The sequence below is a fragment of the Castellaniella sp. genome, from assembly GCF_049651205.1.
Classification (GTDB): domain Bacteria; phylum Pseudomonadota; class Gammaproteobacteria; order Burkholderiales; family Burkholderiaceae_B; genus Castellaniella.
Map to the genome: position 1 here is coordinate 15,882 of NZ_JBASBR010000003.1, position 25,604 is coordinate 41,485.

Below are 25,604 nucleotides of genomic sequence, written 5' to 3' on the forward strand. Positions count from 1 at the left end.
GCGTTACACACCACGCGTACCAATGAGCCTCAGTATCCGAGCAAGGGCAACCACCACGCCAGCGCCAGCAAAGTGGCCAACAACACAGGCGGTGTAATCAGCAAGCCCGTTTTCATGTAGTACCCCCAGCCGATCCGATAACCTTTACCTTGCAATACGTGCAACCACAGCAACGTGGCCAAGCTGCCTATCGGGGTAAATTTCGGCCCCAGGTCGTTACCGATGACATTCGCATAAATCATCAGCTGACGGGTCATGTCGGGGACTTGCGCATGATCGATGGCCAGCGCCCCCACCAAAGTAGATGGCAGATTGTTCATGATGGATGCTGTAATGGCAGCCAAAAAGCCGGTACCGACAGTGGCCACCGTGGGATCCTGCAAAGCCAGCCACTGAAGCGCCTCGGCCCCCATCTGTGTCAGGCCGGCTTGCCCCAGGCCATAAACCACCAGATACATACCCAGAGAAAACAATACGATCTGCCATGGCGCTTGGTGCAAGACTTTGGCCATTGGCACCACTGCCGGCTCTTTTTGACCCCATCGGCCGGCAACCCCCATCAACACCAGGGCCGCAGCACTGGTCACCAGGCAAAACGGTATCCGCCACGCAGCCAGCACAAAGTACGCCAGCAAAAGGAGCACCAACACCGGAAATGCCGCCCAAAAAACACGGTGATCCACAATGGCATCTGCAGGCTTATTCAGAGACTCGACCGCGTAATGAGGAGGAATATTGCGCCCAAAGGCCAGCCAGAGCACCCCTAACGTGGCTGCAACAGACACCAGATTTACTGGCACCATCACAAGGGCATACCGAGAAAACGTCACATCAAAATAGTTGGCGCTGACGATATTGACCAGGTTGGAAATCACCAATGGCAGGCTGGCAGTATCGGCGATGAAACCAGTGGCCATGATAAACGCCAGTGCGGCCGGCGGGCTGAAGCGCAAACGCATCAAAATGGCTGCAACAATGGGCGTAAGCAACAGCGCTGCGCCGTCATTGGCAAATACCGCTGCAATCAGGGCACCCAACAGCAAAACCAGAGGGAACAGGCGCCTGCCACGGCCATTGCCCAAACGCGCAATGTGCAACGCAGCCCAACTGAAAAAACCAGCCTCATCCAGAATCAGAGAGATGATGATGAGGCCCACAAAGGTGAAGGTGGCATCCCACACAATATGCCACACCACAAGGACATCAGCCCAGTTGACCACACCTGCCAGCAAGGCCACCGTCGCCCCACCTAAGGCACTCCAGCCAATCCCCAAGCGTTTTGGCTGCCAGATGACCAGCACAAGCGTTACCACGAAAATAACTAGTGCCAGCATAAGAAATTCCTGCTTTTAGGTCTGAGAAAGACCGCTATTATGGCTGAATCTGTCAGAAACCCAATTGCTTGCCAGCGCCCAACAAGGTCAGGATTCCCAACATCAAGAAGATCGCCGCGGCCACTGAATGAACGAGTTTCATGGGGATTTTCTTTGCCAGCCGATCGCCCACAAACACCGCAGGCACGTCTGCAATCAACATGCCCAGCGTCGTGCCAACCACGACCAGTATCGGGCTGGCGTAATGTGCTGCCAATGCCACCGTGGCGATTTGTGTCTTGTCGCCCATCTCAGCGAGGAAAAAGGCCAGGAACGTGGCGCCAAACACGCCACACTTACGCGCCAGACAGGTAGCGTCTTCTTCGAATTTGTCCGGGATCATTGTCCAGATGGCCATGGCGATAAAAGACAACCCTAACACCCAGCGCAGGATCTCAGGACTGACCATATCCGTAATCCAGGCACCCAGTGCGCCTGCCAAACCATGATTCAGTATCGTAGCCGCAAGAATGCCCAAAATGATGGGTACTGGCTTTTTAAAGCGCGCAGCCAAGATGAACGCCAATAGCTGGGTTTTGTCGCCGATTTCAGCCAAGGCAACAACACCAGTAGAGATAAAGAGGGATTCCATGCGGGGGGGTCCAGGCCGGTGAATAAACGATTGACCACCCCGCCCCCCGGCCTACCTGGTGGCGTGATGGTCAAAGGTCTTGCCAGGCTGGGCAACTGCTGACGCCATGGCCTGCGGGCCAAGTATGTTGACGTCAGCCTCTTCAGGCGAAGAGCGGCTACTCCCCAATGACGGCGTGAGTTTAACCGCCACACCGCCAATGTGCAACGCTTGGTGGATCAGCGACGGCGTTCGATGAGCTCGAATATGCCCATGCCAGCCAACAGAGCCACAAAGAACACGATGGCCTTGATTTCGCCGGTGCCCAGGTTAACCAGGGCCGGCCCTGGACACAACCCGGCAATCCCCCAACCAATGCCAAACAACAGGCTGCCGCCCACAAGCCGTTTGTCGATAGTTGTGGATTGGGGAATCTTCATCTCGAAACCCAAAATAGAGCGCGGCCGGCCACGGGCTATCGTGAAGGCAACCGTGCCCGCCAGTACGGCCCCCCCCATCACCAGCCCAAGGGATGGATCCCAGGCACCAGCCAGATCCAGAAAACCCAGTACCTTAGCCGGGAAAATCATGCCGGAAATGACAAGGCCAATACCAAAAATAATGCCCACCAATAAAGATGTGATGACACCCATGACTATTCTCCTTAGATGCCTAAAAGGTGGCGAATCACATAAACGGTGATAAAGCCTGCTGCCATAAAGCCGGCCGTGGCCACCAGTGACCGTGGCGAAAACCGCGATATGCCGCACACACCATGGCCAGAGGTGCAACCAGAACCCAGGCGGGTGCCAACACCCACCAGCAAACCGGCCAGTATCAGCGCGGGATAGCTGGAGTCGATGGGCACAACTTGTGGGTGTCCGATCAGCCAGAACAGGCCGGGCGTGATGATCAAGCCAGCCAAAAACGCGATGCGCCACGAAACATCTGTAGGGTTGGGCCGCAAAAGGCCGCCCAGGATACCGCTGACACCAGCGATACGACCGTTGAACAAAACATAAATGGCTGCAGCCAAACCAATCAGCACGCCACCGCCAAGCGCAGACCACGGGGTAAAAGCATTCCAGTCAATTGTCATGATTGCTCCTTGGGACAGTAAAGATCGTAAAGAGTGATCAAAACCTTCAAGAGCTTTTGATCAGCTACCCGGTAATACACATACTTACCTTCGCGACGGGTTTCAACCACGTTTTCTGTACGCAAGACCCCCAGTTGCTGTGACAAAGTGGGCTGGCGGATGTCCAGCATCTGTTCGAGGTCGCTGACACAGCGCTCGCCTTGCGACAGCTGACACAACAACAGCAGGCGATCGGGATTGGCCAACACCTTTAGTTTGTCGACCACGCCCGTGGCTGTTGCACGCATCAGATCCGGATCCAGAACTACTCCGTTCATGGGATTTCCTTGATTAACAAATTTACATTATATCAATAAATATATTATAAATTAATATAGCTTAAGCAAGTACCCCACCGGTCTGTTTGCGCAGGCCTGTATTGCTTGCAAGAGGCCTTGAATGAGTCGCCGCAAAGCATGCCTATGCATGGACTGCGCCCCGGACAAACACCTTGTGCGTGCAGCGCCCTGATCTGCTACTGTATAACGCTGATATCTTCTCCGATGAGGCCCAAGTTTGGGCCTCATTTGTTGCACCGCCCAGCACCTGGCTTTCTATCACACAGGCTTTCCATGTCCGACCATGCATTGATCCTCGTTAATCTCGGCTCTACCCCCAGCACCCAGGTAAAAGACGTCCGTCAGTACCTCGATCAGTTTTTGATGGACCGCTACGTGATCGATCTGCCCTGGCCAATTCGGCGCATGCTGGTTTCCCTGATCTTGCGTTCACGGCCGGCAGCATCGGCAGCAGCCTACCAATCCATCTGGTGGCCGGAGGGATCTCCATTATTGGTCATCAGCGAGCGCCTGCGCGCCAAGCTGGCCGAGCAATGGGCCGGTGCACCTGTAAAGCTTGCCATGCGCTACGGCCAACCATCGATCCAAAGCATTTTGCAGGATCTGGCAAAAGATGGGATCAAAACCGCTACGCTGGTGCCGCTGTATCCGCAGTTTGCCGACAGCACGGTCACAACAGTGCTGGATGAAGCGCGGCGAACAATCCGGCAGCAGGCACTGCCCTTGCAATTGGACGTGATCCCGCCGTTTTTTAATCAGCCCGACTATATGGCCGCACTTGCTGCCAGCATCCGGCCCTCGCTGGCCTCGGCTTACGATCACCTGTTGTTAAGCTACCATGGGCTGCCAGAAAGGCATATCCGCAAGGCAGACCCCAGCGGTTGCCACTGCCTGGCCGCCGCCGATTGCTGTCAAACAGCCAGCGACGAGATCCTGGGCAGCTGTTATCGGGCGCAATGCGTGCGCACCAGCACACAGCTGGTTGCGGCACTGGGCATTCCGGATAGCCAATGGTCGATGTCGTTTCAGTCGCGCCTTGGCAAAGCCAAATGGATTGAGCCCTACACCGATGAAACCTTAAAAAAACTGGGGCAGAAAGGGGTCAAGCGCCTGCTGGTAGCCTGTCCTGCCTTTGTGGCGGATTGTATCGAGACTCTGGAAGAAATCGGTATCCGCGGCAGGGAAACCTTTCTCGAAGCTGGCGGCGAAGAACTGACTCTGATCCCCTGTTTAAACGATCAGCCACACTGGGTCAGCGCTCTGGCCAAGATCTGCCGCCAGGCACCTCGCCAGCCGCTTGGGCAAGCCTGAGTATTCACAGGTGCGCACGGATATCCGTAAGAACCTGACAAAACCTGGCCGCAGGCAGTGAGGTAAGTACGGGCTCAGGCCCTTCATCAGTGTTATGCACCAACACTGCCTTGCCGGTTGCCTTCAACACCAGACAAGCCCCCTGATTTTGTGCAAACTTGGCCCGCAAGGCACGCTCAACCAGCGCATGATGCGCAGGCGAACCAAACGGCAATTGCTGGCCGGCCCAGTACACGAAGTTTCGTTGGGCGCCCTGCCCGACCTTTTTAGCTGCCCACTCCCAAGTAGTAAACGCCTGTTGACGATTGGCATTCCCTTCGGGAAACTTGATGCCCTGAATAAACCCTTCAACTGAAGCCAGCAAAACACCATCCATCACAAAAGGTGCCAGACAGAAATTGGAAAGCGCTACGCCGCGCCAGTCATCGGACACAAAAGATACATTGAGGGTATTGGTGGGCATGGCGGTCAGCCTGATAAGTTGGCGCGCAAAATTGGCGAGAGCCAACCGATTCTAGCCGAAAGGCTTACAGATTCCAGTCGCTCACAGAAGACGTGCCACGCGGCTGCTGTCTCACCGGCTCGGATCTTACCCACATATCAGCTGCCCGGACGATTCCGGCAATCATCTTGCTTCGGTTGGCCAGGTTATTCACGTAAAGTTCATCTTGCAAATCTGTGATCACACCAACCTCCAGCAAGATGGCAGGCACCTTATTGTGTCTCAGCACCGCTAGATGATCGTATTGATAAATACCTAACCGTGCATCCAGCAGCGGGCGGCTTTCCCCACACGCTGTTCCAGCGTGCTCCAGCATCGGAGAACGCCCCAGTGCATGCAGTTGTTCTCCAAGCATCGTGGCGAACCGATAGGACCGCGTGAAGTCCGGATTCTCTTTGGATACGTACAACGAATATCCGCCCATGGGCCTGCGCGTCTCAAACGCAATACGCCCTTCTCTCGTAACCTGGCGCAAGCACCTGAGTTGCACTGAATCATGGTGTATAGACAAAAAGAGGCTTGCCTGCAGATCATCCGTCATCCGGGCACGCTCCACGAGGCTGAGGGACTCACCTGGCTGGCGTGTCAGGATGACACGCCAGCCAGCGGCACGGAGAGCAGGGGCAAGCTCGGCCACAAAGCGGTCGTTATAGCTGATCTCTTTACTGCCAAGAACGCTGATTGCCCCACCATCGGCCGGGTTATGTCCCGAATCGAGAACAATCAGGGGCGTCGCTGAAATGGATGTAGATGAGGATACAGACGGTGCGACGACCGATGGCTGAGCGGCACATCCGACCAACAACAGGCAAGCCGCACTCAACCATATCCTAGACATGAATCACCACCATTGGGCTCTCAGCTTTTGGTTTCTGCTTCTCAATGAGAGAATTCTACTTCTGATCCTCTGAGACCCTACTACTGATACCCGCTACCATACCTTCCCAGGATTTCCTCCAGCCTGTAATCAATGCGCTTGTGCTGGCACGCCGACAAGGTCAGAGCATCCCAGCCGCCGCCTACCAGGAAAAACACGGACGGGGGCCGATATAATCCGAAGCTATCCCAAGCTCGGACCCCTCATGCAAAGCGCCGCTCCATTCACTGACACCCTCTCGGACATCTCCCCACCTGAAGACCAGCGGCAAGCTGCCGTTCTGACGCGGGAGGCCTTCACACATACCTTTCGGCAAGCTGCTGCAGAACCACCGGCTGAGAAGGCCGCAGACATACTGACGCGCTGTCAGTCCTGGATTGTGTCGGCCCCCACCCCGGAGGCTGCCGCCCTGCGACGAGCCATGCTGCTGGTTGGCCTGGACCAATGGGGGCTGGCGTTCAGCCAAGCCTTCGGCATCGTGGCAATCCCTTTGCTCACCCAGCTGATCGGTGATTTGCGCACACAGACAGACGCCGTCGAAGACGCACGCCTGCTGCAGCAACTGGAACAATTGGACACACAGGAAGGCAACGCCATCGACTTCAAGATCAACCTGCGCCGCGACATTCACATGGCGCTCTGGCATGCCATGGCCGGCAGCGCCGATCCAGAATCTGCACAGCCCATCCTGCAGACGCTGGGCAGCCTGCTACTGACCCTGGACACCCGGATGCCAACACTGGGCTGGAGACTGGTGGCCGACACGCTGGCGCACATCCAGATCCGCCTGCTGGACAGCGAACTGCCGCCACTGGCGCAACGCGGTACACAGCAACTGCTTGACGCTCTGCGCCAAGCCTTGCCGGCCGAACACTACAAGACCATCCAGGCACACGCCACCAGCACACTGCTGGACTGGCAGCGTGCCCGACGAGCGCATTAAGAGCACATCCACGCCTGGACGGTGCCGCAGCGACAGTCACACAGCCAAGGCTGTACGGTAAAAGAATGCAAAACTCCGGACCTCCAGTGGACGAGCCGGGATCCGGCAGGGATAATGAGCGAAAGCTCCGGCTGGCGCGACTGCGGCGGCAACCCAGGCCCCGGGGCACACAATACCAGCCGGGAGCACGGATCATGCCATTGAGGATGCCAGTTCTAAGACTCAGTCGGCGTACCGTCAAGATCCTGGCTGGCATCATAGGTACGCTGCTTGTCCTGGCCGCGCTGTCGGCTTGGCTGGTACCCAAGGCCGTGCACCATGCGCTCACTCAAAACGTAGCCGAGCTACTGGGCCGCCAAGTGGATGTGGGCGAGATCCGCTTCAATCCCTTCACACTGGCGCTGAGTGCCCAAAATTTTTCCATTTCTCGGCCCGAATCCAAGCCGCTGCTGCAAGTTGGCAAAATCGACCTGCGCGTGGCCTGGCGATCCCTCGCGTTGTTTGCGCCGGTGCTCGACCGGATTCACATCGACGAGCCCCGCCTGACACTGGTACGGCAAGATGCCACGCACTTCAATTTTTCCGACATTGTCGACCGGCTGTCCAAGCTGTCGGCCGACCAACCGCCCGAACCCGAAGCAGCCAAGAAAGGGCCACCGCGATTCTCCCTGAACAATCTGTCTCTAACAAACGGAACCATCAGCCTGGATGACCACGTCACTGGCCGCCAGCAGACAATCGACGATCTCACGCTGGGCATCCCCTTCATCTCTTCCCTGAGCTACGCCACAGAGATCGACGTGCAGCCCGCCCTGCATATGCTCATCAACGGCAGCCCCTTCGACCTGACCGGCACGGCACGGCCATTCGACAAGGTGCCCTCCTCTACGCTGGACGTGACGCTCGACGGCCTGGCACTCAGCCAGTGGGTGGATTTCTGGCCTCTCGCTCTACCTGTCCAGGTTAAAAACGCGCTGCTGGATTCCAAACTGGAAGTGCTGTTTGAACAGCCTGCCGACGCCGCACCCCGCATCCGTGTGCAGGGCGACGCGGGCCTGCGACAACTCGACGTGGCCGAGTCTTCGGGCGAGCCACTGCTGGCCTGGGACGACCTGAGGATTCAGGGTCTTGCAGCGGATCTGAGCACCCGGACAGTCTCCATCAATACGGTAACCCTGGAAAAACCGCAAGTAGAAGCGCACCGCGATACTCAGCAACTGAATTGGCAGCGAGTGGTCGAAGGCTTTGCCAAGTTGGGTAAACCCGCATCCGCCACCAATGCGGATGCGGCAACTGAGACTGCACCGCCCGCTGCGGTTACCGATACAACAACCAAGGCTGCACCACCCGCTGCAGCTGCCGATGCAACAAGCAAGGCTGCACCATCCGCCTGGAAAATCACCATCGGTGCCGTCAAGCTTGCATCCGGCAAGGTACACCTGCGCGATGACCCGAACGAGCTGGATTATCCGCTCAGCGGCCTGGATGCGGAAGTCCAGCATATTGTCCTGCCGCAACCAGCAGATCAGCCCATGCTCGTGCAACTAAGCATGGATCAGCCATCGGATGGCAGTTCACTGCAGATTCAAGCGCCTGTCATTTTGCAACCCCTGTCGATCCAGGCGCAGGTCCGGTTGGATCAGTTAGCATTGGCGCCCTTCGCGAAGACTATTCACCATTTTGCCCCGATCACCATAAAAGACGGGCGACTCAGTCTGGAAAGCAAGGTGGATGTGGCGGGCACCCACGTCGAAGCCCACGACGTGAAACTGAGCGTGCAACAGTTCACCGGGCGTGACGACTCCATCAAGCCCAGCGTCGACCTGACTCTAAGTTCACTGACGCTGACGGCCGACCGCCTGGCCCTGGACGCCAAGCCGGCAAACTTCACCCTGCAGGCCGAAGGCCTCCAGAAGCACGGCACGCTGGCACTCAAGGGCTCCCTCACCACACAGCCGCTGTCGCTAAAGACCTCGGTTGATCTGAAGAAATTTGACGCTGCCTCCCTAGCCCCCTACATCGCCTCCAGTCTGAACGCCACGGTACGCAGCATCTCCCTGGACGCATCTGGCAACGCGGAATTCGCCCCTGCACAAGGCAGAAAGCCACTGCAGGCAAGCTGGAAAGGCGCCGTTCAGGTCAATGATTTTGGCCTCCAGGATCGCGTCAACAAGGCACCGTTCCTGAACTGGAAGCGCCTGGGCCTGAACAATATGCACATTTCAATGGTGGGGCCCAAGCTGGGATTGGGGTTGGGCGACATCCAGCTGGAAGATTTCTACGGCAATATCCTGCTCAACAGCAACGCACGTCTGAATGTGATGGATCTCCTGGTGGACAAGGGCGAGGCAGGCGGCTCCATCACACAGGACACACAGACGCGCCGGAGCGGCACAACAGCAACAAGCAAACCCACCGCCCGCCGCGCTGGCGAACCCGACATCTCAATCAATAGCGTCAAGCTCAAGCGCGGCCGCATGACGTTCAACGACCATTTCGTGCGGCCCAACTACCGTGCCGAACTGTCCGCCATCAACGGCTCCCTCACTGCCGTGTCCTCGAGCAAACCCAAGCCGGCTAAAGTCAGTGTCAGCGGCCGCGTTTACGGTACGGCACCGTTTTCCATCTCAGGCATCGTGCAGCCTTTCTCACGCTACCTGGCGATGGATCTGAAAGCTTCCGCCAAGGGCGTGGATCTGCCTCGGTTCACCACGTACTCCTCGAAATACGTCGGCTACGCCATCCAACGCGGCAAACTGTCGGTCGACCTCCGATACCAGATCAAGGACCGCACCCTGCAGGCCAGCAACAGGGTGTTGCTCAATCAGCTTACTTTTGGCAAGCCTTCCGATAGCCCCGACGCAATCAAACTGCCGGTGCTGCTAGCCGTCTCTCTGCTGAAAGACGCCAGTGGCAACATCGACATCAACCTGCCGATCTCCGGTTCACTGGACGACCCGCAGTTCTCGGTGGGCGGCATCATCGTAAAGGTGATCGTGAACACGCTCGCAAAGGCAGTCACTGCACCCTTCAAGTTGTTGGCCTCCGCCTTTGGCGGCGGTGACAATGATTTGTCGCGCATCGAATTCGCACCCGGCAGTGCAACACTCGACGACACGGCCAAATCAAACATCGCCACCCTGGTCAAGGCGCTGACCGACCGCCCCGCACTGAGAATGGACATCATTGGCCGCGCCGATCCACAAGCCGATGAAGCCGGCCTGCGTCAGGCCTGGGTGGACAAAAAAATACGCGCACTCAAAGCCGACGACATCGGCAAGAAGGCCGATCCAGGCACCATCACACTGACAGAAGCCGACCGCGCCAAATACCTGGAAGACGTCTACGACGACACCAAGATCAAGAACAAGCCGCGCAACATAATCGGCTTTGCCAAATCGGTGCCGCTCAAGCAAATGGATGCCCTGCTGCTCGCCGCAGCCCCAATAAACAAACAGTCAATAGAACAACTTGCGGACGCCCGCGCACAGGCCGTGTACGAGCAGATTCTGACAATCGCCCAGGACCTGACCAACCGTGTCTTCATCGTGGCGTCCAAGACTGACGCAGCCACCACAGACGACGGCGGCACGGCAACGCGCGTGGATTTCGCGCTGCGATAGCGAGGCGCTGTCTGTTTCTCTCTATGGCTGGTGGCGAATTGCCGCCATACCACCTTAACCCAAAACTTCTCCTTGGGCAGATTCAACGGCGCTGCCCACATCCCTGCGGAATCGCGCACCGGTCTCCCGGATGCCGTGGCGCAAAAGCGTATGCCGGACAGCCCGGGTTGCTGCGACGAGGTAGACAGCAGCACGCCGTTGGCCAGCCTTGCGGGCCAAGTCTTCGATGATGGCAACACCACTCGAATCCAGCAGGGAAACCGCTGACAGATCGATGACGTAGGCCTTGGGCTTGTCACCGATACGATCCAGCGCAGCTTCGACTGCCGAGGTTGCACCGAAGAAGAACGCCCCACTTACGCGGATCACCGCGATGTCTGATGCCATCCTGGCTGCCAGCTCTGTCCCATCAGACGCCTTATCTGCCACGTCATCGGGGCGGTCGTCCTCTACCCAGGAATGGACTTGCTCCACCGCCACGACTTGCGCCATGCGGTGCAGGAACAGGAAGGCGCTCAGGGCAAAGCCGATCAAGATCCCTTCGCTGAGGTCACGGAAAATGACCAGCAGGAAGGTCACGAGCAGTACGGCGGCATCACCCCAGGAGACCCGCAGCAGCCGAGCAAACGCATGCTTCTCGACCATGTTCCAGGCCACAATCGCCAGTACGCCCGCCAGCGCCGCCAAGGGAATATAGGAGGCTGCCGGCGCCGCAACCAGCACGAACAGCAGCAGAAAGACAGAATGCAACATGCCCGAGATCGGCCCGCGCGCGCCCGAGCGAACGTTGGTGGCCGTGCGGGCGATGTTGCCCGTCACACAGATGCCGCCAAACAAGGGGGATGCAATATTGGCCAACCCCTGGGCGACCAGTTCGCAGTTGGACCGGTGCCGCCGCCCCGTCATGGAATCCGCCACGACGGCCGACAGCAGGCTCTCGATGCTGCCCAGCAAGGTGAAGGATAATGCGTTGGGCAGCACATCGATCACCTTTGCATAGGTGAAGTCGGGCAAGTGGGGAACGGGCAAGGACTGGGGGATGCCACCGAACTGAGTGCCAATCGTCGACACCGGCAGGCCCAACAATGCGACACAGACAGAGGCCGCCACCACAGCAATCAGGAAAGAAGGCCAGTGCGGCCGGTAACGCCGCACCAGGACAATGGCGCCGATGGTGATGCCCGCCACCAGAATCGCCATGGGACTGGCAGTTGGTAAAGCGCCCCCAAGCGCCTGTAGCTTTGGTAGCAGCGGCCCTGGTTCGTGTTCCAGTTGCAGGCCCAACAGATCCCGGATCTGACTGGCAAAGATGATGACGGCAATGCCGGCGGTGAAGCCTACGGTGACTGGGTAGGGAATATATTTGATGAAGGTGCCCAGCCGCAGGAGCCCGATAGCGGCCAGCATCAGGCCCGACAAAAATGTCGCCAGCAAGAGGCCCTCGACCCCATGCTGGGCCACCGCTGCAGCGACCAGCACGATAAAGGCGCCCGCTGGCCCCCCGATCTGGAAGCGGCTGCCGCCGAAGGCCGACACAATGAACCCGCCAACAATAGATGTGTACAGGCCACGGTCGGGCGTCACACCAGACGCAATGGCAATCGCCATGGAAAGGGGCAGCGCGACAATGGCCACCGTCAGGCCCGACAGTGCATCCGCCCTCAAACCTGCCAGGCCATAGCCCTGCTTGAGCACCGTGAAAATCTTGGGCGTGTACAGCTCGCGAAACCCTGGTTTCGCGACGGGGGCGGCATTCATACAGATCCTTTTACCTGCAGTGCAAACGACATATCAGCAAGCGGCATAATACATCCAGTTGCGGGGTTGGTTCACTACAACACACACAGGCAGTGCTGCTTTGGCCAACCCCCATACCGCTGAGACAAAAAACAAGGGCCCACACACCAAAGTGTGCAGGCCCTGCTTTTACTGCTGAATACATAGTCGGGACGGTTGGATTCGAACTCACGGCCCCTTGCACCCCATGCAGTTACAGGAGCAATAACCAATATCTGGTCTTTGAGCAGGCCACCCGACAGGTTCTCAGGCGGCCGTATGGACCACAATGAATGGCTTCTTGTGCAGCAATGTTTGACTGTCGCAGATCCAGCCCGGAATCCACCCGCAGTATCGAACGAAAAACAAGGTAATATAAAACACGAGGAGTAAAAAGTCTGGGGGCAACCGCATACTAATCTCGGTATCTGGCATGCTGGCATCCCACCATATCTGTTCTATGAGCTACAACCCTCAGTGACTTCCTTTATTACACTACCCCCCATAAATGGCCTCGATCAGGTGCCTTTGCTGCGGGCCGCTGTCGAGCAGGCATTCAATGCCGTAGTCATCACCAACGCGACATTAAACGGTGAAGGGCCATGCATTATTTATTGCAACCCCGCGTTTTGCCGCATGACAGGCTATACTCCCGCTGAGCTGATGGGCCGCTCGCCTCGTATGCTGCAAGGTCCGCAAACAGATCCTCAGGTGCTTCAACGACTACGAGAATGCCTGCGTGAAGAAAAGTTTTTTCAAGGCTCAGCAGTGAACTACCGCAAGGATGGCAGCAGCTACCTGGTGGAGTGGAATATTTCCCCTGTACACGATGATCAGGCACAGGTGCAGGCTTACGTTTCAGTGCAGCAGGAAATCACTGGGCGGGTGCAGGCAGAACAACGCCAGGCATTGTTGGCACGAGCCCTGAATGCAACACAAGATGGTGTGATGATTGCTGACAAACAGGCAGAGATTCTGTTCGTCAACCAAGCCTTCGAAGATCTGACAGGCTACAGTATAAAAGAAGCCCAAGGGAGCCCCCCAAAATTTTTGCAGCCAGGCGAGCGAGTTCCTGCCTTTTATAACCATCTGCGCGAAGCCCTGGCACACGAAGGAAGTAGTCAGACTACCGTTGCCAACCGCCATAAAGATGGCCATATCTATCACGTGGCGCAGACGATCACTCCGCTCAAAGACGAGTCTGGTACCGCCCAACACTATGTGGGCATAATGAAAGACGTGACGGAGCTCGTCGTACATGCTCAAGAGTTGCACCATCAGGCCCGGCACGATGCATTGACGGGCCTGCTCAATCGGCGCGCCGGTGAGCAAAAGCTGAAGATCTGCCATTTTGCGGCGAAGACCGAATATCGAAATTATGCGCTCATCTTGGCTGATATAGATCACTTCAAGTCTATCAACGACCGTTTTGGGCACGAGCAAGGCGACCGCGTACTGCAACGCTGTGCCGCGTTGCTTGGTCGCAAAATACGCAGCGGCGATGCCTTGATCCGCTGGGGAGGAGAAGAGTTTTTAATTGTCTTGCCCGACTGCAAGCTAGAGGCTGCGCACGAACTAGCAGAGCGTATTCGTGTTTCGATAGCGGATAAACAAGATGCCGTGGCGGGTACCGTGACCCTGTCGTTTGGTGTAGCGGCCTGGCAGCCGACAGAGAGCGACTCCGCGCTACTGCGGCGCACCGATCAGGCTTTATACCAGGCTAAAGCAAGTGGTCGGAACCAAGTGATCGTGGCACAGTGATAGGGCGACGCCGTCTCAGCCTTCGGGCCAATAGATGGCAGGCAGTTGTTCAAAGGCGGGTTTGGCAAAAAGAAAACCCTGGAAGTAATAAATACCCATGGCGCGCAGGGTCTGGTATTCAGCCAGCGTTTCAACACCCTCAGCAATGACTTCGATCGATAGGGCTTCGCACACACCCAAAATGCCTTTCACAATGGCTTGGCGCACCCGATTAGTGTCGATGTCCCGCACGAGCTCCATATCAATCTTGACAATGTCCGGCTGAAATTCTGCCAATAGGTTCAGGCCCGAGTAACCCGCACCGAAATCGTCGATCGATGTTTTGAAGCCACGGCGCCGGTATTCTTCCAGTATGCGCTTAAGGTGGTTTTTATCCACCACACGCTCGTTTTCGGTGATTTCGAAAATCAGCCGATGAGATGGAAACTGATGCTTCTGTGCTGCTTCCAGTGTGGCGCGGATGCAGGCAGCAGGTTCATATACGGCATTGGGCAAAAAATTAATACTGACGTAGCAACTCATTTCTAGTTGCGCTGCCAGGCGCACCGCCTTAACGCGGCAGGCTTGGTCAAACTGATAGCGATTGTCGTCGTTTAGCTGACTTAAAATATGGGGCGCCCCACTGCCGTCTAGACCTCGCACCAAGGCTTCATAAGCAAATACCTCTCGGCTGCGTACGTCAACTATCGGCTGAAAAGCCATGCTGAACTCAATCGTAAGCGGCGGCCGATCCTGACAAAGTTTGCACGGAGCGAGGGATGAGATGCTATTTGTGACCATTCGAAAATTGTACTATAGGCGTTCATGGCCACCTAGAAATCATTTTTAGTGCACCGGTGGTGTACGAACCAAGCAGAAAGAACAAGGGCTTACAGAGAAATCTCTGTAAGCCCTTGATAATGCTGGTCGGGACGGTGGGATTCGAACTCACGACCCCTTGCACCCCATGCAAGTGCGCTACCAGGCTGCGCTACGCCCCGAAAGAACGAAATTCTAGCACAAAAAACGATGGAACAATCTGGCCAAGCCCGAGGAAATCGAGAAAACGACATGCTTCATGGTGTTTGAGCAAACGCTCTTCGACGATCCACAAACAGACTCGACCCTGCCTGCTTCTTGGCCTGGGATTTGGCTTCGCTGGCAGCCTGGGCGATTTGATGACGCAGCTGATAAGCGCCTGGCTCAACCTGTACCAAACCCAGCGACAAAGAAGGCAGTGCAAACTGTTGGCGTTGTCCCTGGCGATCATCGGCCTGGTAAACCTGCACCGCACCCTGCCCTACCTCAATCATCAGCTGCTGCATACCATAGTCAAAGTCTGCCAGCATGCGCTGGCACCGCGCTTGCCAATCGATACTGCGAAACAGCACGATAAAGTCATCTCCACCAATATGGCCAAGAAAATCCTGGTTGGGCTGGATATGTTGCGACAGCACACGGCTGAGCAGCCGGATAACGTCATCCCCCATGCGATATCCGAAAACATCGTTAAACGGTTTGAAATGATCAAGATCCGCATGACACACGGCAAACCGCAGGCCACCCGCCAGGTAGCGCTGGATCTGGCGGTCAATGGGTACGTTGCCTGGCAGTTGCGTCAGCGGATTGGCATGACGTGCAGCACGCAACTGCAAGCGGTTAAGCGCCTGCAAAAGATCCTGGCTTGAGCCCACACCCAAATACTGGCCCCGCCCGGTGATAATAAAGTCGGTAGCCAGCGCATACCCCTCTGCTTCAGCCAGCCAACGGCTGAGGGTCAGCAAAGGCGTGTGCATATCCACAATCAAGGGCTTGCTGTCCATAAACAGCCGACAAGGGCTTTTCCCGTACAGCTCACGCTGGAAGGGCAAGGAAAATCGCTCAACCAGACTGCTGCGCTTAAGCACACCCAAAGGCTGCTCGTTTTCGACAACTGGAATCGTATAGAGATCCGGCTGCGCCAGAAAAAGGCTGAACGCCGCTTCGCTGGAAACCTGCGCTGTCACTGTCGGCACCCGGCGCAGAAGCTGCAGCGCCCAACCCGCCGTATCATCCTGGGGCAGCGCAGGCGGTGCACAACACTGCAAAGGATCCAGCCGCCGGGCGGCAAGCTCGGCAGACAAAGCAGACCAATCACGCACCTGCGGACGCGCCTGAGGGCGATCGATGTAGTAGCCCTGCGCACACGCAATGCCCTGATCGCACACCGCGGCCAAATCATCCAGTGATTCGATGCCCTCCGCCACCACGATTGCGCCTGCCACGGCTGCAATATCGCTGACAGAGCGCAAAATCTGCTGACGCAAAAGATCGTCTTGCACGCCCGCCACAAAGGACTTGTCGACCTTGATGTACTTGGGCCGCAGGGTCACCCAGCGACCCAGGTTGGAATATCCCGCCCCCAGGTCATCAATGGCGAACTGGATCCCTTGCGCCTGCAAGTAACTGACGGCCGCAGCCAGATCTGCGCCGCTGGTACCGAGCTTCTGCTCTGTGACTTCGACCACCACACGGTGCGTGTCCAATCCCAGGGCATGAAGCTCGCCCACCAGATCAAACGACTCGGAGGAGCCGGCCAGCAGCGCCTGCGGGCTCATATTGAGAAACAATCGACCGGGCAGATTAAGCCCTGCAAACTGCTGTATCACCGTGCGGGCTGCCCGATGCTCCAGCGCCACGCCCAGGCCCTGGGCCCTGGCATGGCTGAACAGTACGTCCGGAAAATGCCAGACGGCGTCCTGGGGCCCCCGGATCAAACCTTCGTACCCTAGCGCAGAGCCTTCTCTGAGCCACACAATTGGCTGAAACACCGCCTGCAACGGACAAGTGAGCACATCGCCCGTGCAAACCGGCGCATCGGCGCCGGTTGCCGGCTCAGTGGGTGGGTAAGCAAGAGTTGCAGAGCGCTTTACTATCGACATCTGAGAGACAACCTGTACACACAGGAGCCAAAGGGCAATCTGACGGATTTGCCCTGGCGCCGGACACAACACGGCCCCACCAATCTGCTGGCGGGCAGCAGATTGGAATACGCCTTGCCTGAAACTTAAAAAGGTTTACGACAAGAGATTTAAAGCAGACCCAGCTGCAAGCGCGCAGGTTCGCTGATCATCTCACGGCTCCAGGGTGGATCCCATACGAGATCGACGGTTGCTTCGTCCACGCCCTGGATATTGAGCAGCTTGTTGCGGGCCTCGTCGGCAATCATGGTGCCCATGCCGCAACCCGCTGCCGTCAGCGTCATCCTGATTTCGATGCGATAACGATCGGGGACACTGGCCGGCACCACCTTGCACTCGTAGACCAAACCCAGATTCACGATATCAACTGGAATTTCTGGGTCGTAGCAAGTAGACAGCATTGTCCAGGCGGCGTCTTCTACCGACTCAATGGTGGCCGGGCCCTCGTGGACGTGCTTGACTTCTTCAGTGGGCTCGAAGCCCAGTGCATCACCGTCTGCGCCTTCGATGCGGTAGAGGTTGCCCTCGACCATGACCGTGTAGGTGCCGCCCAACTGCTGAGTGATCACGGCTTCGCAGCCGGCCTCGATGGTGACAGGAGAGCCATAAGGCACCGTCACAGCCGCACAATCGCGGCTGACGATCACTTCCTGACGATTGAAACTCATGATGTTACCTCTGGTTCATCGCGTTATTCGGTTATTGCCGTGGCTTGTGCCTGCGTAATGGCGTTATGCAGGGTATGCCATGCCAAGGTGGCGCACTTAACCCGGGACGGAAACTCACGCACCCCGGACAAGACTTCAAGCTTGCCCAAATCGGCGTCGGGATGTGCCTCTGTAAGCATGGCGTGGATGTTTTTGAAAAGCACCTCAACCTCATCCACCCGCATGCCCCGCACGGCCTCGGTCATCAGCGATGCGGATGCCGTGGAGATGGCACAGCCGTGGCCGATGAAACTGACCTCTTGCACGACATCGCCATCCAGCCGCGCATAGACGGTGAGCTGGTCACCACACAAAGGGTTATGACCGTCCGCCTGGTGAGAGGCACCCTCCAGCGCATGGAAATTGCGCGGATTGCGATTGTGGTCGAAGATGACTTCCTGGTAGAGATCGCGCAGGCCGTCGTCGTTATCTCTCATGCATTACACCCCAAACAGTTTCTGAGCCTTGCGCACGCCGGCCACAAGGGCATCGACATCCTGCAAATTGTTATATAGCGCAAAAGAAGCACGTGCCGTCCCGGGGATCCCGAAATGCGACATAAGCGGCATGGCGCAATGGTGCCCTGCCCGGATGGCCACGCCATCTGTGTCCAGAATGGTGCCAAGATCGTGCGGATGAATGCCATCCACCAGAAACGACAAGATCCCCGCCTTATGTGCAGCTGTGCCGATCAAGCGAACCCCTTCAATTTCCTGCATCGCCTCGGTAGCCCGCGCCAACAAGGCGGATTCATGTGCTGCAATGGTGTCCAGACCGATATCCATCACGTACTGGATAGCTGCACCCAGGCCGACGGCTCCGGCAATATGGGGCGTACCCGCCTCGAAGCGCTGGGGGCCGGTTGCCCAGGTACTGCCCTCAAAGCTGACAGTGCGAATCATGTCTCCACCCCCTTGCCAAGGCGGCAGATCTTTTAAAATCGATGCCCGGACATACAAGGCGCCAATACCGGTAGGGCCATAAATCTTGTGTCCCGAGAAGGCATAGAAATCACAATTCAGCGCCTGTACATCCACCGAGCCATGGGCCACCGCCTGTGCACCATCCACCAAAGCCAGCGCACCGGCCTCGTGCGCCAGGCGTACGAGATCCGCGACCGGATTGATTGTGCCCAAGGCATTGGATACGTGGGCAATCCCCACCAAGCGGGTGCGGCTGTTGAGCTGCGCCTTGAAATCCACGATGTCCAGTTCGCCCGTATCGGTAATGCGGGCATGGCGCAAAGTGGCACCGGTTCTGGCGCAGAGCAACTGCCAGGGGACAATATTGGAGTGATGCTCCATCCCGGTGACCAGGATCTCATCCCCAGCCTGGATCGACTGACCCCACGTTTGAGCTACCAAATTGATGGCCTCTGTGGTGCCGCGTACATAGATGATGTCCTGGCTATCGGGAGCATTCAGCAAGCGCTGCACTTGCGTGCGTGCCTGCTCATAAAGATCGGTTGAATGCTGCGAGAGCCAATGCACACCCCGATGAATATTGGCATTGGAGTGGGTATAAAACTGGCTCAAGGCATCAATCACTACCTGAGGCTTTTGCGTGGTGGCGCCATTATCCAGATAGGCCAAACGACGTTTACGCACGGCGTGCGCCAGAATTGGAAAATCCTCCGCCAGGGCACGACCATCAAGCGCGAGGCTCAAGTCGGTGCCATCCGCGGAAGCAAGACGCTGCGTGACAGATGAGTTCAGGGGCGCGTTCATGCTGCCTCCAGCACCTGACCGCCAGGCAACAGCCTGCGTATGGCTTGCTCGACCCGCTGCCGCAGAGGCTGCGCTTCGATGCGTGCCACGCTGGCCGCAGCAAACGCATAGGTAAGGATATCGCGCGCATGAGCTTCATCCAGACCACGCGAGCGCAAGTAAAACAGGCTGTCCGCGTCGATCTGCCCCACGGTGGCACCATGGGCGCACTTGACGTCATCGGCGTAGATTTCAAGCTCTGGCCTGGAATCCGACTTGGCCAAGCGTGACAGCAACAAACTGTCGTTACGCTGGATGGCATCGGTGCCATCAGCACCCGGCGCCACCAGGATGCGGCCACTAAATACCCCGTGAGATGTATCCGCCAGGATCCCCCGGTAGGTTTCGTGGCTGACACAACGCGGCTGCTCATGACCGATCAGGGTGTGATGATCCACGTGGCGGCGCTGATTGACGTAATACAGGCCATTGAACAGGGTTTCACAGCGCTCGTCGGTAAAGTGTGTGGCAATATCATGACGCGCTAAGCGGGCCCCCAAGGACACCGAGTGCGAGGCAAAATAAGAACCACGAGACTGCCAGGCATCAATCTCGCCCAGATGCCAGGCTTTTTCAGATTCTTGCTGCAGCTTGAGATGAGTGATCCTGGCATCCTGATCCAGTGTCAGGCGCGTGCTGGCATGATGAAAATTGCCGGCATCGGGTGTACCAATATAGTGTTCTACAACGGTGGCTTGTGCGCCGGCCTGTGCGTGAACCAAGTGACGCAAGAAATGGGCTGCCTGCGGCGACGCCGCCACGCAAACAATATGGATGGGGATCTCGAGGGCAACGCCGCGACCCAGCTGGATGAACGCACCATCACCGGCCAGAGCAAGGTTGAGCGCGCTGGTACTGTGGCCGTCTTCGGCCTGGCCATAGGCCTGCTGGATAGCCTCGGCATGTGCTGCCCAGGCCTGGGACAAAGGCAGTACCACCGCACCAGCGGGCAGATCGCCAATATCAGAGGCTTGCGCATTAAATACGCCATCCACAAACACCAGCCAATGGCCAGCATCACCGGCCTTCAATGCAGCAATCTGCTGATCAACGGGTTGGGCACTGCCATCTGTAAAGCTGGCAGCAGCCAATGGCGACAGAGAAGTATGACGCCATGCCTCGATTTTGGGTGTCGGCCAGCCCTCTGCGAGAAAACGATCAAGCGATTGCTGACGCAACGCGGCCAGCCAGGGGATCTGCGCGCCGGGCAACTGACCCGCGCGCCGGCCGAACGTATCGGCCCACGGCTGCAGGTCTGTGCTCATGACCGTGCCCCTGGTTTTACACCGATCTTCTTGCCGTCGTCTGCTGCCTTGAGCGGCCGTTTGGCTGGGGTCTCGTTGACCCCTTCAATCCAGCCATAACCTTTCGCTTCGAGCTCGAGGGCAAGCTCGCGGCCACCCGAGCGCACGATCTTGCCATGGGCAAGCACGTGGACGAAATCGGGCACGATGTAATCCAGCAAGCGCTGATAGTGCGTGATGACGATCATGGCGCGCTCGGGGGAACGCAGACGATTGACGCCATCCGCCACTGTTTTCAGGGCGTCGATATCAAGACCGGAATCGGTTTCGTCGAGAATCGCCAGCTTGGGCTCAAGCAAAGCCATTTGAAGCACTTCATTACGCTTTTTCTCGCCCCCCGAAAACCCTTCGTTTACCGAGCGATAGAGGAACTCGTCACGCATGCCTACCTGCTTCATCTCGGCCTTGGCGCGCTTGACGAAATCCATGGCGTCGAGTTCCGGCAAGCCACGATGGCGGCGTGCCGCGTTGACCGCAGCACGCATGAAATAGGCATTGGAAACACCCGGGATCTCTATTGGGTACTGGAACGCCAGAAAAATCCCGGCACGGGCGCGTTCTTCTACCGGCAGCTCAAGCAGGTCCTGGCCCTCAAACTGTACGGTGCCGCTGGTTACTTTGTAGTCGTCGCGCCCTGTCAGCACCTGAGACAGCGTGCTTTTGCCTGCCCCGTTGGGCCCCATGATCGCATGCACTTCTCCTGGATTGATCTCCAGGCTGAGGCCGCGCAGAATTTCTTTGTCCTCGATAGAGGCGTGCAAATCGTTGATTTTCAGCATGAGTGGACTCCTTAACCGACGCTGCCTTCCAGACTCACGCCAAGCAGGTTTTGTGCTTCGACTGCGAATTCCATGGGCAATTCTTTGAAAACTTCTTTGCAGAAGCCGTTAACAATCATTGATACCGCATCTTCGGCCGAGAGGCCGCGTTGCATGGCATAAAACAACTGGTCTTCTGCAATGCGCGAGGCGGTGGCTTCATGCTCGACACTGGCGCTGGGGTTTTGCACCTCGATGGTGGGAAACGTGTGCGCCGCGCATTCCTTGCCAATCAGCAGCGAATCACACTGTGTGTAATTGCGCGCGTTTTCGGCTTTGGGCGTCATGCGCACCAAGCCGCGGAAGGTATTGCTTCCGTGTCCGGCCGAAATCCCCTTGGAGATAATGGTGCTGCGAGTATTGCGCCCCATGTGAATCATTTTGGTGCCCGTGTCGGCTTGCTGGTAGTGATTGGACAAAGCGACAGAATAGAACTCGCCGGTAGAGTCATCACCCCGCAGGATCACACTGGGATATTTCCAGGTGATTGCAGAGCCGGTTTCTACCTGAGTCCAGGAAATGCGCGACCGCGCGCCCCGGCAATCACCCCGTTTGGTAACAAAGTTGTAAATGCCGCCCACGCCGTTCTCGTCGCCGGGATACCAGTTTTGCACGGTGGAGTACTTGATGCGCGCGTCTTCGAGTGCGACAAGCTCGACCACAGCCGCGTGCAGCTGGTTTTCATCGCGCATCGGGGCAGTACAGCCTTCGAGGTAACTGACGATCGCACCTTCGTCGGCGATGATCAGCGTGCGTTCAAACTGGCCGGTATCAGCGTTGTTTATACGGAAGTACGTGGACAGCTCCATGGGGCATTTGACACCCTTGGGAATATAGACAAACGAGCCATCCGAAAACACGGCGGAGTTGAGTGCCGCATAAAAATTATCACCCGGCGGAACCACAGAGCCCATGTATTTCTGCACCAGATCGGGGTGCGAGCGAACCGCTTCGGAAAAGGAACAGAAAATAATCCCGACATCGGCCAGCTGCTTGCGAAATGTCGTGGCTACCGAGACGGAGTCAAACACCGCGTCTACTGCCACGCCGGCCAGCTTGGCGCGCTCATGCAGCGGTACGCCCAGTTTCTCGTAGGTTTTGAGCAACTCGGGATCCACCTCATCCAGGCTCTTGGGCCCGTCTTTTTTGGATTTTGGCGCCGAGAAATAACTGATGTCCTGGAAGTCGGGCTGCGGGAAATTAACCTTGGCCCAGTTTGGCCGAGGCATTTTCAGCCACTCGCGATAGGCCTTCAGCCGCCATTCCAGCATGAACTCGGGCTCACGCTTTACCGCTGACAGGCGACGAATCACATCCTCATCCAGACCTTTTGGAAAAGTCTCGGATTCGATCTCGGTGACAAAGCCGGCGTCATACTCGCGATCAAGGAAGGTATCGAGCTTGTCGTTGACAGTACTCATTTGGACAGACTCCAGTTCGGGGTATTCGGGATGGGCCGTGCAGGGGCTGCGACAGATGCAACCGGTGCCACGGATACGGGCACGGCCGGCGTGTCGCTGAGCATGTCGGCCAACGTAACGGATTCGAGGGTGCGGCGCACAATCAGATTGATCCGCTGCCAGTGGGTACGGATATGGCAACCACTTTCGACGCTGCAGGCGCCGGGCATTGCAGTACACTCGGTCAGGCCAAACGGCTGATCCTCAAGCGCATCAATGATTTCTGCCACCGAGATCTGCTCGGCATCGCGCTCGAGGCGATAACCGCCATGCGCCCCACGGGTACTGGTAACCAGACGGTGTTGCGCCAAAAGTTTGAGCACTTTACTGACGACTGGCTGCCCCAGGCCCAGGCCGGAAGCAAGCTCCGCCGCACTGCAAACATGCGTCGGCTGGAGAGCCATATGCGTCAGCACAAGGATTCCGTAATCGACGATTTTGCTGATCCGCAGCATCGGCTGTTCCAGGGAATAATTCAAGAAACCAAATAGTACTGCTTTGGTACGGTATAGGTCAAACCCTAATTGCGATCAGGCACGTCCACAGACATTACCGATCGTGACCCACCAGGCGCTTCTGTCGACAAAGCACCCGTTTGTGTACGGGATTGCTGCAACGCCCACATCCGGGCATATCGGCCGTTTTGCGCCAGCAACTGCACATGTGTGCCCTGCTCTATCACTCGGCCCGCGTCCAGCACCAAAATCAGGTCGGCATGGACAATCGTGGACAAGCGGTGCGCAATGATGATTGTCGTGCGGCCTTCAGCAATGCGGTTCAGTTGCTCCTGAATGGCCCGCTCTGTCCGGGTATCCAGTGCACTGGTAGCCTCGTCAAACACCAGAATGGGAGGTGACTTCAGCAAGGCTCGGGCAATTGCCACCCGCTGTTTCTCACCCCCCGAGAGCTTTAGGCCACGCTCGCCCACCGGTGTGTCGTAGCCTTGTGGCAATGAGGTGACAAAATCATGGATATGTGCCGCCTGTGCTGCAGCCACCACCTCATCCTGGCTGGCACCAGTACGACCATAGGCAATGTTGTAGCCGATGGTGTCGTTAAACAGCACGGTGTCCTGGGGCACAATGCCAATATGTGCACGTAAGCTGTCCTGGGTGTAATCACGGATATCGCATCCGTTGATGCGCACGGCTCCTCCGGTGGGATCATAAAAGCGAAACAGCAAGCGGGATAACGTTGATTTGCCGGCTCCGGACGCACCCACTACAGCTAAAGAGCCACCCGCAGGCACCTCAAAATCCACACCATACAAGATCTGGCGGTCGGCCTGATAGCCAAAGTCCACTGATTTAAAGGTGACGCTTGCCTGGCGCGCCTGCAGCACCTTTGCACCCGGGCGATCCGCGACCTCCTGATGATGTGCCATGAGCTCGAACATACGCTCCATATCCGCCAGTGCGTGCTTGATCTCGCGGTAAACAAAGCCCAGGAAATTAAGCGGGGCATACAGTTGCGTAAGGTACGCAGACACCAGCACCACATCGCCAACAGTCATGCTGCCCTGCACCACCCCCAGCGCCGACTGCCACAACAAGGCCGTCATACCGGCGGTAATGATCAGACCCTGGCCCATGTTCAACAGATTAAGCGACACCTGGTTGCGCACGGCAGAATCCACCCAACTGCGCATATCGCGGTCGTAGCGGCCGCTTTCGTAGCTTTCGTTGCCAAAATACTTGACAGTTTCATAGTTCAGCAACGCATCAACGGCCTTGCCATTGGCCTGGCTATCCAGGGTATTCATTGTGCGGCGGTACACCATGCGCCGCTCGGTCACGCGCAGAGTAAACAACACATAGGCAGCAATCGTGGCCAGCGTCAGGGCAGCAAACACCCAGTCGTAGCGCCAGAGCAGCACGCCCGTCACCATGGCAATCTCCAATAGCGTCGGTAGGATATTGAAGACCGTGAAGTTCAGTAGAAAACCAATCCCCTTGGTACCACGCTCGATGTCGCGGGTCAGTCCGCCGGTACGACGGCCCATGTGAAAACGCAAGGAAAGCGATAGCAGGTGCCCGAACAACTGGCTGGCCACCTGCTGGATCGCCCCCTGAGTTACCCGTGCAAACAAGGCATCGCGCAACTCGCCAAACACACCTGTCATGAGGCGTGCCAGGCCATAGCCCACCAAGGCAGCCACCGGCACCGCCAACACGGAGGCAGGAACCCCGAGACCATCGATCAAGTCTTTAAGATAGATCGGTGTCGTGACATTGGCCAGCTTGGCAATGATCAAACAGGAAAATGCCAGGACAACCCGACCCCGGAAAGCCCAGACATAAGGCCAGAGATTTTTGAGGGTCTGCCAGTCGTCGCGCCGCGCGGGCGCTGGGCCGGTATGAGAGAAACGCATGAAACGTCCCGAAAATGTAGGTGACAAGTTGTGGCGGCGCCCAGTGGGCCGCCAGGGCTGCAGCG

The 25,604-nt window shown here is 57.3% G+C and carries 22 protein-coding genes, 1 tRNA gene and 1 riboswitch; of the genes, 4 read left to right on the forward strand and 19 right to left on the reverse strand.

Translation table 11 applies throughout. The annotated features are described in order from the left end of the window. Positions 1 to 29: 29 nt before the first annotated feature. The 5 genes from WA928_RS00560 to WA928_RS00580 form a co-directional block, all read right to left on the reverse strand. Positions 30 to 1,334 (reverse strand): arsenic transporter, encoded by a 1,305-nt coding sequence (locus tag WA928_RS00560; RefSeq protein WP_424298261.1) that lies wholly within the window; start codon positions 1,332 to 1,334, stop codon positions 30 to 32. Positions 1,335 to 1,386: 52 nt separating this feature from the next. Then, complete coding sequence (locus WA928_RS00565) at positions 1,387 to 1,965, reverse strand: TMEM165/GDT1 family protein (RefSeq protein ID WP_424298263.1); 579 nt, start codon at positions 1,963 to 1,965, stop codon at positions 1,387 to 1,389. A gap of 10 nt (positions 1,966 to 1,975) precedes the next feature. Next, positions 1,976 to 2,143, reverse strand: a riboswitch (yybP-ykoY riboswitch). 40 nt (positions 2,144 to 2,183) lie between these two features. Further along, positions 2,184 to 2,597 carry a DUF6691 family protein gene (locus tag WA928_RS00570; RefSeq protein WP_417252411.1) on the reverse strand — a complete coding sequence of 138 codons (414 nt, stop codon included), beginning with the start codon at positions 2,595 to 2,597 and terminating at the stop codon, positions 2,184 to 2,186. 11 nt (positions 2,598 to 2,608) lie between these two features. Further along, a complete protein-coding gene (locus tag WA928_RS00575) occupies positions 2,609 to 3,043 on the reverse strand; it encodes a YeeE/YedE family protein (protein WP_424298265.1) in 435 nt (144 codons plus the stop codon). Next, positions 3,040 to 3,360 carry an ArsR/SmtB family transcription factor gene (locus WA928_RS00580; protein ID WP_424298267.1) on the reverse strand — a complete coding sequence of 107 codons (321 nt, stop codon included), beginning with the start codon at positions 3,358 to 3,360 and terminating at the stop codon, positions 3,040 to 3,042. The genes WA928_RS00575 and WA928_RS00580 overlap by 4 nt, the downstream gene beginning before the upstream one ends. Positions 3,361 to 3,654: 294 nt before the next feature. On the opposite strand from WA928_RS00580, the gene hemH reads away from it, so the two are divergent. After that, positions 3,655 to 4,692, forward strand: a complete 1,038-nt coding sequence (hemH, locus tag WA928_RS00585; protein ID WP_424298269.1) for a ferrochelatase — start codon at positions 3,655 to 3,657, stop codon at positions 4,690 to 4,692. 4 nt (positions 4,693 to 4,696) lie between these two features. Here hemH and WA928_RS00590 read toward each other — a convergent pair whose 3' ends face one another. Both WA928_RS00590 and WA928_RS00595 read right to left on the reverse strand, forming a co-directional pair. After that, on the reverse strand, positions 4,697 to 5,155 hold the full coding sequence (locus tag WA928_RS00590) for a hypothetical protein (RefSeq protein ID WP_424298271.1): 459 nt from the start codon (positions 5,153 to 5,155) through the stop codon (positions 4,697 to 4,699). A 64-nt stretch (positions 5,156 to 5,219) separates the two neighbouring features. Then, positions 5,220 to 6,017 (reverse strand): N-acetylmuramoyl-L-alanine amidase, encoded by a 798-nt coding sequence (locus tag WA928_RS00595; protein ID WP_424298273.1) that lies wholly within the window; start codon positions 6,015 to 6,017, stop codon positions 5,220 to 5,222. A 259-nt stretch (positions 6,018 to 6,276) separates the two neighbouring features. Here WA928_RS00595 and WA928_RS00600 point away from each other — a divergent pair, with 259 nt between their 5' ends. Together WA928_RS00600 and WA928_RS00605 are read left to right on the forward strand one after the other, a co-directional pair. Further along, positions 6,277 to 7,014: a hypothetical protein gene (locus tag WA928_RS00600; RefSeq protein WP_424298275.1), complete on the forward strand. Its 738-nt coding sequence runs from the start codon at positions 6,277 to 6,279 to the stop codon at positions 7,012 to 7,014. A 206-nt stretch (positions 7,015 to 7,220) separates the two neighbouring features. Then, positions 7,221 to 10,637, forward strand: a complete 3,417-nt coding sequence (locus WA928_RS00605) for a DUF748 domain-containing protein (protein ID WP_424298277.1) — start codon at positions 7,221 to 7,223, stop codon at positions 10,635 to 10,637. 54 nt (positions 10,638 to 10,691) lie between these two features. On the opposite strand, the gene WA928_RS00610 is transcribed toward WA928_RS00605, so the two are convergent. After that, positions 10,692 to 12,395: a SulP family inorganic anion transporter gene (locus tag WA928_RS00610; RefSeq protein ID WP_424298279.1), complete on the reverse strand. Its 1,704-nt coding sequence runs from the start codon at positions 12,393 to 12,395 to the stop codon at positions 10,692 to 10,694. Between the two features lie 495 nt (positions 12,396 to 12,890). Between WA928_RS00610 and WA928_RS00615 the strand changes: the two genes are divergently transcribed. Next, positions 12,891 to 14,174: a sensor domain-containing diguanylate cyclase gene (locus WA928_RS00615; RefSeq protein ID WP_424298281.1), complete on the forward strand. Its 1,284-nt coding sequence runs from the start codon at positions 12,891 to 12,893 to the stop codon at positions 14,172 to 14,174. A gap of 15 nt (positions 14,175 to 14,189) precedes the next feature. Here the strand turns inward: WA928_RS00615 and WA928_RS00620 are convergent, their stop codons facing one another. The 11 genes from WA928_RS00620 to WA928_RS00670 form a co-directional block, all read right to left on the reverse strand. After that, positions 14,190 to 14,876, reverse strand: coding sequence for an EAL domain-containing protein (locus tag WA928_RS00620; protein WP_350383140.1), 687 nt, complete (start codon positions 14,874 to 14,876; stop codon positions 14,190 to 14,192). A 201-nt stretch (positions 14,877 to 15,077) separates the two neighbouring features. Further along, positions 15,078 to 15,154, reverse strand: a tRNA-Pro gene (locus WA928_RS00625). A gap of 75 nt (positions 15,155 to 15,229) precedes the next feature. Beyond that, on the reverse strand, positions 15,230 to 17,074 hold the full coding sequence (locus WA928_RS00630; protein ID WP_424298284.1) for a phosphodiesterase: 1,845 nt from the start codon (positions 17,072 to 17,074) through the stop codon (positions 15,230 to 15,232). Positions 17,075 to 17,223: 149 nt separating this feature from the next. Then, a complete protein-coding gene (gene sufT, locus WA928_RS00635) occupies positions 17,224 to 17,781 on the reverse strand; it encodes a putative Fe-S cluster assembly protein SufT (RefSeq protein WP_350383143.1) in 558 nt (185 codons plus the stop codon). A 23-nt stretch (positions 17,782 to 17,804) separates the two neighbouring features. Then, complete coding sequence (gene sufU / locus WA928_RS00640; RefSeq protein ID WP_424298286.1) at positions 17,805 to 18,257, reverse strand: Fe-S cluster assembly sulfur transfer protein SufU; 453 nt, start codon at positions 18,255 to 18,257, stop codon at positions 17,805 to 17,807. Positions 18,258 to 18,260: 3 nt separating this feature from the next. Next, entirely contained in the window at positions 18,261 to 19,547 is a 1,287-nt protein-coding gene (locus tag WA928_RS00645) for a cysteine desulfurase (RefSeq protein WP_424298288.1), read from the reverse strand. Continuing rightward, positions 19,544 to 20,851 carry a Fe-S cluster assembly protein SufD gene (gene sufD, locus WA928_RS00650; protein WP_424298290.1) on the reverse strand — a complete coding sequence of 436 codons (1,308 nt, stop codon included), beginning with the start codon at positions 20,849 to 20,851 and terminating at the stop codon, positions 19,544 to 19,546. Before sufD ends, WA928_RS00645 begins: the two co-directional genes overlap by 4 nt. Further along, positions 20,848 to 21,669, reverse strand: a complete 822-nt coding sequence (gene sufC / locus WA928_RS00655; RefSeq protein ID WP_424298292.1) for a Fe-S cluster assembly ATPase SufC — start codon at positions 21,667 to 21,669, stop codon at positions 20,848 to 20,850. Before sufC ends, sufD begins: the two co-directional genes overlap by 4 nt. An 11-nt stretch (positions 21,670 to 21,680) precedes the next feature. After that, positions 21,681 to 23,129 (reverse strand): Fe-S cluster assembly protein SufB, encoded by a 1,449-nt coding sequence (gene sufB, locus WA928_RS00660; protein WP_424298294.1) that lies wholly within the window; start codon positions 23,127 to 23,129, stop codon positions 21,681 to 21,683. Further along, a complete protein-coding gene (locus WA928_RS00665) occupies positions 23,126 to 23,623 on the reverse strand; it encodes an SUF system Fe-S cluster assembly regulator (RefSeq protein WP_424298296.1) in 498 nt (165 codons plus the stop codon). Before WA928_RS00665 ends, sufB begins: the two co-directional genes overlap by 4 nt. A gap of 65 nt (positions 23,624 to 23,688) precedes the next feature. After that, entirely contained in the window at positions 23,689 to 25,539 is a 1,851-nt protein-coding gene (locus WA928_RS00670; protein ID WP_424298298.1) for an ABCB family ABC transporter ATP-binding protein/permease, read from the reverse strand. Positions 25,540 to 25,604 lie beyond the last annotated feature (65 nt).